The organism is Nonomuraea sp. KM90, from assembly GCF_052246675.1.
In the GTDB taxonomy this organism is placed as follows: Bacteria; Actinomycetota; Actinomycetes; order Streptosporangiales; family Streptosporangiaceae; genus Nonomuraea.
The window spans coordinates 1-10,969 of sequence record NZ_JBQQCB010000212.1 but is presented as its reverse complement, the minus strand read 5'-3'; the positions used below and the strand labels follow the sequence as shown (position 1 = coordinate 10,969).

9 protein-coding genes are annotated in these 10,969 nt (G+C 73.2%); 8 read left to right on the top strand and 1 reads right to left on the bottom strand.

Annotation, left to right across the window (positions count from 1 at the left end; translation table 11 throughout):
- Positions 1–489 (top strand): hypothetical protein (locus ACTWPW_RS60765; protein WP_443174504.1); only part of this gene is annotated, 489 nt, incomplete at its 5' end.
- Between the two features lie 150 nt (positions 490–639).
- On the opposite strand, the gene ACTWPW_RS60760 is transcribed toward ACTWPW_RS60765, so the two are convergent.
- A complete protein-coding gene (locus tag ACTWPW_RS60760) occupies positions 640–1,935 on the bottom strand; it encodes a UDP-glucose dehydrogenase family protein (protein ID WP_443174503.1) in 1,296 nt (431 codons plus the stop codon).
- Positions 1,936–2,157: 222 nt separating this feature from the next.
- On the opposite strand from ACTWPW_RS60760, the gene ACTWPW_RS60755 reads away from it, so the two are divergent.
- The 7 genes from ACTWPW_RS60755 to ACTWPW_RS60725 form a co-directional block, all read left to right on the top strand.
- Positions 2,158–2,748: a DUF4240 domain-containing protein gene (locus tag ACTWPW_RS60755; RefSeq protein WP_443174502.1), complete on the top strand. Its 591-nt coding sequence runs from the start codon at positions 2,158–2,160 to the stop codon at positions 2,746–2,748.
- Between the two features lie 135 nt (positions 2,749–2,883).
- The gene (locus ACTWPW_RS60750; protein ID WP_443174501.1) at positions 2,884–4,749 is read left to right on the top strand and encodes a S9 family peptidase; all 1,866 of its coding nucleotides are present in this window, start codon (positions 2,884–2,886) and stop codon (positions 4,747–4,749) included.
- Positions 4,713–6,023: a serine hydrolase domain-containing protein gene (locus ACTWPW_RS60745; protein WP_443174500.1), complete on the top strand. Its 1,311-nt coding sequence runs from the start codon at positions 4,713–4,715 to the stop codon at positions 6,021–6,023. The genes ACTWPW_RS60750 and ACTWPW_RS60745 overlap by 37 nt, the downstream gene beginning before the upstream one ends.
- Before the next feature lie 48 nt (positions 6,024–6,071).
- On the top strand, positions 6,072–7,658 hold the full coding sequence (locus ACTWPW_RS60740; protein ID WP_443174499.1) for a PucR family transcriptional regulator: 1,587 nt from the start codon (positions 6,072–6,074) through the stop codon (positions 7,656–7,658).
- Between the two features lie 97 nt (positions 7,659–7,755).
- Positions 7,756–9,327 (top strand): ABC transporter substrate-binding protein, encoded by a 1,572-nt coding sequence (locus tag ACTWPW_RS60735; protein ID WP_443174498.1) that lies wholly within the window; start codon positions 7,756–7,758, stop codon positions 9,325–9,327.
- Entirely contained in the window at positions 9,328–10,281 is a 954-nt protein-coding gene (locus ACTWPW_RS60730) for an ABC transporter permease (protein ID WP_443174497.1), read from the top strand.
- Positions 10,281–10,969: ABC transporter permease (locus tag ACTWPW_RS60725; RefSeq protein WP_443174496.1), on the top strand; the 689-nt coding region annotated here is incomplete at its 3' end. The genes ACTWPW_RS60730 and ACTWPW_RS60725, both read left to right, overlap by 1 nt.

The window sequence follows — 10,969 nt, the reverse complement described above, 5'->3', positions numbered from 1 at the left end:
GGAGACGACCACCACGCCGCCGAGGCCCGCATCGAGGCGGCCCGGCTGCTGCTGCGGGCGGGGGAGACCGCCGTGCCGGTCCGGGTCGCCGCCGACACGCTCGACGGCGGCGGGCGCGTGGCGGCCGGGGCCGAGCTCGCCGGTCTGATCGGACCGGCCGCCGGGGAGCTCGTCCCACGGCTGCGGGCCCTGCTCGACGACCCGTACGACTTCGACGCCGCGGCGCTGGCCATCCGCCGCGTGACCGGCGAGGCCGCGCCGCTCGTCGACGCCGTACGCAGGGAGCTCGCCCGGCTGGGCGCCGGCCCGTGGCTCGCCGAACCGCTGCGCGAGCTGGCCGCCGACGCCGCGCCGCTCCTGCCCGAGCTACGCGAGCAGGCGTACGGCGACGCCCCCGCATCGCGCTACGGCACCTACGGCCGGCAGGTGCGCGAGGACGACGAGGCCCGCGCCGAACTTCTCGCCGCATTGACACGGCTGGAGACCTGACGAGGACCCGGCCGACGGCCGGAACCGACCGACCGGTGGGCACCGGGGCGACAGCGGACCGGTGCCCATGGTCACGGACGTTCGGACGCGCTGGGTCGCGGACGTTCGGCGCTCAAGGCCGAGGCCACCCGACGCCCCCGGGGGCGGGGGTCACGGGCGCCCGACGCTCATGTACGTGAAGCCCAGCCCCCGCATCTCCGCCGGTTCCAGCAGGTTGCGCCCGTCGAACAGCACCGGGCGGCGCATCACCGACGCCGCGTGCGCCCAGTCGACGTCCTTGAGCTGCGGCCACTCGGTGACCACGATCGCCGCGTCCGCGCCTTCGAGCGCCAGCTCCGGTGTCGCGTGCCGGGTCGTGGACGTCCACGGCTCCGTCTCGGCCGGGCGGGCCATCGGGTCCCAGCACCGTACCTCGGCGCCCTCGGCCAGCAGCCGGCCGGCCAGCACCGTGCTCGTCGCCTCGCGCATGTCGTCCGTGCCCGGCTTGAACGTCAGCCCGAGCAGCGCCACCCGCATGCCCGTCAGCGTGCCCAGCTCGTCCTTGAGCTGCTGGATGGCGCGGCGCTTCTGCAGGTTGTTGACCTCGATCACGGCCGACAGGAGCTGCAGGTGATAGCCGGTGTTGCTGGCCAGCTGGCGCAGCGCCTCGGAGTCCTTCGGGAAGCAGGAGCCGCCCCAGCCGATGCCCGGGCGCAGGAAGTGGGGGCCGAGGCGGTGGTCGAGACCGACGGCGCGGGCGACCTCCTCGACGTCGGCGCCGGTCTTCTCGCACAGGGTGGCGATCTCGTTGATGAAGCTGATCTTCGTGGCGAGCAGGGCGTTGGAGGCGAGCTTGACCATCTCGGCCGAGCGTACGTCCATCACGACGACCGGGCCGTCCACGCCGTCGTGCAGCTCGGCGATCAGCTGGGCGGTCGCCTCGTCGGCCGCGCCGATGACGATGCGGTCGGGGTTCAGGAAGTCGGAGACCGCCCGTCCCTCGGCGGTGAACTCGGGGTTGGCGGCGTACCCGACGTGGGCCAGGCCCGCCTCGTCCAGCGCGGTCCGCACCCGGGCGCCGGTGCCCACCGGAACGGTCGACTTCACCACGACCGCCTTGAGCTGGGTGGCGCCCTCCAGCGACCTGACGACCGACCAGATCCGCGACAGGTCCGCGTCGCCGGAGGCGGACGGCGGGGTGTCGACGCACACGTACGCGATCTCGGCGCCGTCCAGGGTCTCCCGCAGGTCCGTGGTGAAGGTCAGGCGCTCCTTGTTCCTGGCGATCATGTCGCCGAGGCCCGGTTCGTAGATCGGCACGTCGCCGGACCGCAGAAGGGCGACCTTCTCGGGGTTGATGTCCCGGACCACCACCCGGTGACCGAGCTCGGCGAGGCAGGCACCGGTCACCAGACCGATGTACCCGGCACCGAACACGGCCACCTGCCGTTCCGGCTTGCCAACCATGGCTGACCATCCATTCTCGCGGGCGCCCGTCGGGCGTCCCGCTTAGCTCGGGAAGCTGAGTTGCCGAAACCGGCGGAGGATCATCACCCTACTGTCCTCCCCGTTATTGTCCTCGCCCCGCCACCACCCCGGCCCCCGGGTACCGCCTCCCGGCCCCCGTCCGATCGCCCCACCCGACACGCCCCGTGCGCGCTCCGCTCGGCCCTGCCATGATCGCCGCTTGTGGATACCGATGAGTTCTGGCGCTTGATAGAGCAATCCGGGCGCGAAGCGGATGGGAAGAAGGCGCGCGCGGCATGGCTTCAAGACGTGCTGGAACAACGCTCCGCCGAGGACGTCATCGATTTCGCGTCGCACATGATCGCGGCCCGGCGCCGAGTGGACACGTGGTTGATGTGGGGTGCCATGCGCGCTCTGTTCGGGTTCGGCTCCGACGACGGCTTCTGGTACTTCCACATGTGGCTCGTGGGCCTGGGACGCGAGGTCTTCGAACGGGTGGCCGGTGACCCGGACGCCCTGGCCGACGTGCCGGAAGTGCGGCGCCTGGTGACCATGGAGCATCGTGGACCCTCATGGACGAACGACGACCGGCCGCAGTTCGAGATCTTGGACTACGTGGCTGATGGAGCCTGGGAACGAGTGACAGGAAAGGACCGCGAAAGCTTCTCCGACGCTCTGCAGGCACGTGGCCATGAATTGCTCGCATTGCCCTGCCCCGGCGACGAGGCCTGGAAGTTGGACGACGAGGAAGAATCAGCCCGAAGGCTGCCAAGAATCAACCGTTACGTGCACGAGGTGTACGGCCGGGCCTGAATCGCGAGAGCCATGCCGTTGCCGCTGAGCTCCTTGGGAGCCGCCGGGGGTGGTTGGTGGGGGGACACAACAGGGGCGGTGGTGTTCGTCGGGGAGACCGAAGCAGGGCGGGTGGCGGTGGCCTACGGTTCGGATATGCCACGTCTCTCCCTGGACGATCTCTACCGCTTCGCCGTACCGTCCGATCCCGCGCTGCGACCCGATGGCGGTGCGGTCGCGTACACGCTCACCACCGTCGATCGGGATGCCGACGAGAACCGCGCGGAGATCTGGCTCGCCGCGCCCGGCGCGCCGCCGCGGCGGCTGGCCGAGGGGAGCGCGCCCCGGTGGTCGCCGGACGGGAGGTGGCTGGCGTTCCTGCGGGCCGTGGACGGTAAGCCGCAGCTTCATCTGCTGCCCATGGACGGCGGCGAGCCGGTCGTGGTCACCGAGGCGCCGCTCGGCGCCGGCGCGGCGCGGTGGTCGCCGGACGGGGCCCGCATCGCCTTCGCCGGTCCGGTCGGCTCCGGTGGGCAGGCGCCTGATCCGCATGCGCCCGTCGTGGCCGAGCGGCTCGACCACAAGGCCGACGGGGCCGGGTTGCTGCGCGGGATCACCACGCACCTGTTCGTGGTGGACGTCGAGTCCCGGGAGGCGGTGCGGGTCACCGAGGGTGACTTCCACGCCGGTGAGCCGTCGTGGTCGCCGGACGGGAAGCGGCTGGCGTTCGTGGCGAGCATGGCGCCCGACGGTGACCTCGAGGCCGAAGGGGCCGTGTACGCCGTGCCGGTCGCGGGTGGGACGCCCGAGCGGCTGACCGGGCCGGAGATCATCTGTACCGGCGTGTGGTGGACGGGGGATGACGAGCGGCTGATCGTCGCGGGGCTGAAGGGCGGTCCCGTCGGGCACACGCGGCTGTTCACCCTGGGGGCCGGCGGCCTGGCCGAGGTGGAGACGGGGCTCGATCGCAACGTGATGACGGGGTATCCGGGCTACCCGGGCGCCTCCCCGGCGCTGCTCGGCGATGACCTGCTGTTCTGCGTGCGTGACCGGGGCTCGACGCACCTCTACCGGGCGCCGGCCCACAGGCTCGTCCCCGAGGACGTCAGCGTGTCGGGGGTGAGCGTGGCGGCCGGGCGGGTCGCGTACGTGGCCGCGACCGCGCACAGCGCCGGCGAGGTCTACCTGCTGGAGCCCGGCGAGCAGGCCCCGCGCCGGCTCACCGGGCACGCCCTCCCGGACGTGGAGCTGTACACGCCCGTCCGCCGCACCTTCACCGCGCCCGACGGCACCGAGGTCGAGGGCTTCGTCCTGCGCGACGAGAGCGCCACGACCCCCGGCCCGCTGCTCCTGGACGTCCACGGCGGCCCGCACAACGCCTGGGCTCCCGTGCTCGACGGCTTCCACCTCTACCACCAGGCCCTGGCCGCCCGCGGCTGGACCGTGCTCGCCCTCAACCCCCGCGCCAGCGACGGCTACGGCGACTTCTACACCGCCGCCGTGGGCGCCTGGGGCCTGGCCGACGGACAGGACTTCCTCGCCGCCGTCGACGACCTGGTGGCCGACGGGATCGCCGACCCCGAGCGGCTGGCCGTCACCGGCTACAGCTACGGCGGCTACATGACGTGCTGGCTGACCGCCGCGACGGACCGGTTCAAGGCGGCCGTCGCGGGCGGCTCCGTCACCGACCTGACCAGCGTGTCCGGCACCTCCGACATGGGATTCGCGCTCAAGGCGTACGAGTGCCCGGGCGACCTGGCCGCCCAGTCCCCGATCACCCGCGTCACCGAGGTCACCGCCCCCACCCTCATCCTGCACGGCGAGAGCGACGACCGGTGCCCGGTCGGCCAGGCCGAGCAGTGGTTCGCCGCGCTGCGCGAGCGGCGGGTGCCCGTCCGGCTCGTCCGCTACCCGGGGGCCTCCCACCTGTTCATCCTGAACGGCCGGCCCTCACACCGGTACGACTACAACGAAAGGATCATCGCGTGGCTGGAGCAATGGGTCAGCGGCTCCCCGAGCTGATCGCCGAGTACGAGGTTCCCGGAGCGGCGCTGGCGTACCTGCACGAGGGAGAGCTGCACGAGTTCGCCGCCGGCACCCTCAACACCGCCACCGGCGTCGACTCCACCCCCGACTCGCTGTACCAGATCGGCTCGATCACCAAGGTGTGGACCGCCACGCTGCTCATGCTCCAGATCGAGCGGGGCAGGCTCGGGCTCGACACCCCCGTGGCGGAGGTGCTGCCGGACTTCAAGGTGGCCGACCCCGAGGTGACCAAGACCGTCACGATCAGGCACCTCCTCACCCACACCAGCGGCATCGACGGGGACCTGTTCCTCGACACCGGCCGCGGCGACGACTGCGTCCAGAAGTACGTGGAGGCGTGCGCCGACCTCGTCCAGAACCACCCGCTGGGCGTCACCCAGTCCTACTGCAACTCCGGCTTCACCATCGCCGGCCGCGTCCTGGAGGTGCTGACCGGCAAGCGCTGGGACGACGTGCTCCAGGAGGACATCGTCGAGCCGCTCGGCCTCACCCACACCTGGACCCTGCCCGAGGACGTGCTGCGCTTCCGTGCCGCCATGGGCCACGTGGAGGGCGGCCCCGCCCCGATGTGGGGGCTCATGCGCTCCGCGGGGCCGGCCGGGCTGGTCTGCGCGCGCCCGGCCGACGTGGTGGCCTTCGCCCGGGCCCACGTGGAGGGCGGGCTGCTCGCCGACCCTCAGGCGATGTGGGAGCCGCAGGTGGAGATCCCCAACCCGTACGCGCTGGGCCGCCAGTGGGGCATCGGCTGGATCCTGGACGAATGGGACGGCCAGCGCGTCATCTCCCACGGCGGCAACACCATCGGCCAGCACGCCATGCTCTGGGCCGTGCCCGGCACCGGCACCATCGCCTGCGTCACCACCAACGGCGGCCACTCCGGCTCCTTCACCCGCGCCGTGGCCACCGAGCTGTTCAAGGAGCTCGACGGCCTGACCGTGCCGCCCACGCTGGGCCCGCCCGAGACGCCGGTCGAGGTGGACGCCGGCCGCTACACCGGCGTGTACGAGCGCGCCGGCGCCCGGATGACGGTGTCGCTGCGCGACGGGGAGCCGTGGCTGCGCATGGAGGCCACGGGCGCGCTGGCCGACCTCCACAAGCCGCAGGAGAGCCGGCTCGTCGCGGTGGACGACACCACGTTCGTCTTCAGGTCGCCGGAAGACCCCGACTGGATGTCCGCCGTGTTCTATGAGCTGCCCGACGGCTCCCCGTACGTGCACCTGGGCGCCCGCGCGACCCCGAAGACCGGGTGAGACGATTCACCGGCCGCCGTGGGACGTGCCGTGGAATATCGTGAGCGGATGAGAAACCGCCCGCGCGCCAGTCTCGGGCGGATCCTCCACGACCTCGGCACCACCGTGCTCGACGTGGCCGCCTCGCCCGGCGAGCTCGACGCCGAGGTGACCGGCGTGCACGTCTACGACCCCCTCGACGAGCTGATCGTGCCCTCGGGCGCGATCCTGCTCGCCGTCGGGGTGCAGGGCGCCGGCGAGATCTGCGCCCTGCTCGACCGGGTGCCGCACGCCTCCGGCGTGGTGGTGAAGCTGCCGGTGGACGTGGACGAGCGGGTGCGTGCCGCGGTGCTGGAGACCGGCGTGGCCGTGCTCGGCCTCACCAGGGCCGCCTCCTGGGCGCAGGTGGCCGCGCTGCTGCGGTCCCTGCTGGCCGAGGGCGAGCTGGCCGAGCCGGACGGGGAGGGCGCGCACGGCGACCTGTTCTCCCTCGCCAACGCCGTCTGCGCGCTCCTCGACGCGCCCGTCACGATCGAGGACAGGTCCTCGCGGGTCCTGGCCTTCTCGGGGCGGCAGGACGAGACCGACCCGGGCCGCGTGGAGACCGTGCTCGGCCGCCAGGTGCCCGAGCGCTACCTGCGCCAGCTCGAGGAGCAGGGCGTCTTCAAGCGGCTCTACCAGAGCCACGGGCCGATCCACATCGAGCTCGACGACGAGACCATCGTCAACCGGGCCGCCATGGAGGTGCGGGTCGGCGACGAGATCCTCGGCTCCATCTGGGCGGTCGTGCGCGAGCCGCTCAGCCCGCAGCGGCAGCGCGCGCTCGCCGACGCGGCCAAGATCGTGGCGCTGCAGCTCCTGCGCGAGCGGGCCGGTGCCGACACCCAGCGGCGGCTGCGCGCCGACCTGCTGTCCACGGTGCTGGCCGGGGGCGCGGACGCGGCCGAGGCGGCGGGCCGGCTCGGCATCGCGACCACCCGCCTGTGCGTGCTGGCCGCCCAGCTCGCCGGCGTGCCCGCCGACCCGGCCCAGGGCGAGAACGACCGGCAGCGCTTCTGCGACGCGCTCGCGCTGCACGTCGGCGCCATCCACCCGAAGGCCGCGGCGGCGCTGGTCGGCTCCGTCGCGTACGCGGTGCTGCCGCTGGCCGCCGGCGGCGACGAGGAGGCGCGGGCCGTACGGGTGGCCGAGAGCTTCCTGGCCAGGGTCGGGCCCCGGCACGCCGCCAACATCGGCGTCGGCCGCCTCGCGCTCAGCCTCGCCCAGGTGGCCAGGTCCCGGGCCGACGCCGACCGGGCCCTGCGCGTGCTGCGCACCCGGGGCACCGCCGGGCAGGCCGCCGGCTACGCCGAGGTGCACTTCGAGTCGCTCCTGCTCCAGGTCGCCGACGTGGCCGCGGCCGAGGAGCAGGCGCCCACCGGGCCCTACCAGCGGCTGCTCGACCACGACGCCGAGCACGGGACGGAGCTGGCCGCCACGCTGGGGGCGTACCTGGACGCGTTCGGGGACGTCAACCTGGCCGCCGCCCGTGTGCACGTGCACGCCAACACCTTCCGCTACCGGCTCAAGCGCCTGGTCGAGATCAGCGGCCTGGACCTGGCGGACCCCGACGCCCGGCTCACCGTCATGCTGCAGATGCGGATCTTCGGCCGGTAGGACGAGGCGGCCCGGCTTTTTCGTGATCGGCCACGAAGAAGCGGCACCTGACAGCGGCGAAGGTGGTGCTCTCCCCCCACGCTCGTCTGGAGTACCCATGAGAACACCACAAGCCGCGGCGCTCACCGCACTCGCCCTGCTCGCGGCCGCCTGCGGAGGAGCGGGAGGAGGTGGCGAGCCGGCCGGGGGCGGCACGTTCACCTACGCGCTCCCCTCCGACCCGGGCGTGCTCGACCCCGCCACGGGCGTCCTGAACGTCACCCTCACCACGCTGTCGCTGGCCTACGACACCCTGGTCGGCGTCACGGCCGACGGCAAGATCGTGCCAGGCCTGGCGGAGAAGTGGACGGTCGAGCCCGACAAGGTCACCTTCAACCTGCGCAAGGGCGCCACCTGCTCCGACGGCGCGCCGGTCACGCCCTCCGACGTGGCCGCCAGCGTCAACCACATCGCCGACCCGGCGACCAAGTCGCCCATCTACGGCGTGCTGGTGCCCACCGGCATGAAGGCCGCGGCCGACGACGCGGCCGGCACGGTGACGCTGTCCATGCCGAACCCGTTCAGCTTCATCCTGGACAGCGCCCGCATGATCTACGTCGTGTGCGGCAAGGGCGTCAAGGACCGCTCGCTGCTGGCCCGCGGCACCTCCGGCAGCGGCCCCTACAGGCTCACGGAGGCGGCGCCGGGCGACCACTACACGTTCAAGGTCCGCAGGGAGTACACCTGGGGCCCGTCCGGCGGCACCGCCAAGGACGTGCCGGAGACCGTGGTGCTGAAGGTCGTGCCGAACGAGCAGACCGCCGCCAACCTCCTCGTCTCCGGCACCATCCACGGCGCCACCATCTACGGCCCCGACCGCAGCCGCCTGGAGGCCGCCCCCGGGCTCACCAAGGAGGTCATCCCGGTCGCCAACGGCCAGTTCTTCTACCACCAGGGCGACGACCGGCCCACCCGCGACCCCGTCGTGCGCAAGGCGCTCACCCAGGCCATCGACCTGAAGGAGCTGGCCGGGATCGCCTCCAGCGGCACCGGCAAGCCCCCCACGGGCCTCGTCCTGCACCCGCGCCCCTGCCAGGGCGACACCGTCACCGGGCACGTGCCCGCCCACGACCCGGCGGCCGCCGCCGCGGCGCTCGACGCCGCGGGCTGGCAGGCGGGTCCCGACGGCGTGCGGGTCAAGGACGGCAAGCGGCTGACCCTGCGCTTCCTGTACGCGACCACCCGGGGCGCCGGCACGCAGGCCGCCGCCGAGTACCTGGCCGCCGCCTGGAAGAAGGCCGGCGCGGAGGTGAAGCTGAACGGCGCCATCGACACCAAGCTGTCGGAGTCGCTGAACGCCACCCAGGACTGGGACGTCGTCTGGCTGCCCATCGGCGTCACGCTGCCCAGCCAGCTCGTCGGCTTCCTGTCCGGCCCGGCCGCGCCCAAGGGCGCCAACTTCGCGCACCTGGCCAACAAGAAGTACGACTCCCTTGTCGCCGAGGCCACGCTGAAGCCGGCCGCCGAGGGCTGCGCGCAATGGCTGGCGGCCGAGTCGGCGCTGTTCGAGAGCGCGGACCTGGTGCCGGTGGTCGAGACGACGGTGGTGCAGGCCGCCAAGGGGGCCACGTACCAGATGGTCGCCGGGCTGTTCGCGCCCACCTCGATCCGCCTCGCGCAGGGAGGCTGAATGGCAGGCCGTGCAGGCGTGCGGCGGGTGGTGCGGCGGGTGCTGCGGTTCGTGGTGTCGCTGGCCGTGCTCATGGCGGTCTCGTTCGCGATGATCCACCTCATCCCGGGCGACCCGGTGCGTGCCGCGCTGGGGCCCGCCGCGCCCGTGGAGCTGGTCGAGGCGCGCCGGACGGCGCTCGGCCTCGACCGGCCGCTGCCGGAGCAGCTCTTCACGTACGCCACCAACGTCATATCCGGAAATTTCGGGACCTCGTTCCTGACCGGGGAGCCCGTCGGGGAGGTCATCCTGACCCGCCTGCCGAACACCCTGACGCTCGCCCTGCTCGCCACGGCCCTGTCCCTGCTGGTGGCCGTCCCCCTGGGCATGTGGGCGGCCGTGCGCACCGAGAACGGCCGCAACCGCGGCACCGAGCTCACCTTCAGCGCCACGACCGGCACCGCCGTGGCCGTGCCCGAGTTCCTGTACGCCATCGGGCTCGTGGCCGTCTTCGCCATCGGGCTCGGCTGGTTCCCGCCCGCGGGCAAGGCGGGGGCGGTGACGTACGTGCTGCCCGTGCTCGCCCTCGCGGCCGGCCCGGCCGCCATGATCGCCCGCATCTCGCGCGTCGAGACGCTGCGCGAGCTGGGCAAGGACTACGTCCGGCTGGCCCGGGCCAAGCGCCTGCCCGCCGCCCGGCTGCACCTGCGGCACGTGCTGCCCAACACGCTGACGGCCACCCTGACCGTCGGCGGGCTGCTGCTGAGCTCGCTCATCGCCGGCGGGGTGCTGGTCGAGTACGTCTTCGCCTGGCCGGGACTCGGACTGAAGATCGTCGAGTCGATCACCCAGAAGGACTATCCGGTGGCCCAGGGCGTGATCCTGGTCTACGGGGCGATCGTGCTGGTGGTGAACCTGGCCGTCGACCTGACGCTGGGCGCCCTCGACCCGACGTCCGCGATCAAGGAGGCCTGATGACCCTGCTCGGAAACAGGGTGCGGACCACGGGCCGCCCGCGCGCGAACGGGCCCGGGGGGCGCGGCCGGTTGCGCAGGAACGCGCCCGGGGTGGCCGGGGCCGTCATCGTGGTGTCCATGGCGGTCCTGGCCGTGGTGGGGCCGATCTTCTGGGGCGCGGCCGCCGAGCGCATCGACGCCGCCGCCATCCTCCAGGGCGCCTCGCCCGAGCACCCGCTCGGCACCGACAACCTGGGCCGCGACCTGCTGGCCAGGGTCCTGGTGGCGGGCCGTTACTCGCTGCTGCTGGCCCTGGCGGCCACGCTCATCGGCGCCGTCGCCGGCGTCGTGCTGGGCACGCTGCCCTCGGTGCTGCCCAGGCGCGCCGCCCGGCTGGCCACCGGCACGGTCAACGCCCTGGTGGCCTTCCCCGGGCTGCTGCTGGCCATGTTCACGGCGGTCGTCGCCGGGCTCGGCGCGCGTGGCGCGGTGCTCGGCATCGGGGCGGCGATCGCGCCCGGCTTCGCCCGCCTCACCCAGACGCTGGCCGCCACCGTCGCGGGGGCCGACTACGTCGCCGCCGCCCACATGCTCGGCGTGCCCCGCCGCCGCATCCTGACCAGGCACGTGCTGCCCAACATCGCCGAGCCACTCATCCTCAACCTCACCCAGGCGCTCGGCGGCGCGCTGCTCGGCCTGGCCGGGAT

Excerpts from the sequence above, each read along its gene's own strand:
- ACTWPW_RS60760 (WP_443174503.1), bottom strand. The coding sequence starts at position 1,935 with ATGGTTGGCAAGCCGGAACGGCAGGTGGCCGTGTTCGGTGCCGGGTAC.
- ACTWPW_RS60750 (WP_443174501.1), top strand. The coding sequence starts at position 2,884 with ATGCCACGTCTCTCCCTGGACGATCTCTACCGCTTCGCCGTACCGTCC.
- ACTWPW_RS60740 (WP_443174499.1), top strand. The coding sequence starts at position 6,072 with ATGAGAAACCGCCCGCGCGCCAGTCTCGGGCGGATCCTCCACGACCTC.
- ACTWPW_RS60735 (WP_443174498.1), top strand. The coding sequence starts at position 7,756 with ATGAGAACACCACAAGCCGCGGCGCTCACCGCACTCGCCCTGCTCGCG.
- ACTWPW_RS60730 (WP_443174497.1), top strand. The coding sequence starts at position 9,328 with ATGGCAGGCCGTGCAGGCGTGCGGCGGGTGGTGCGGCGGGTGCTGCGG.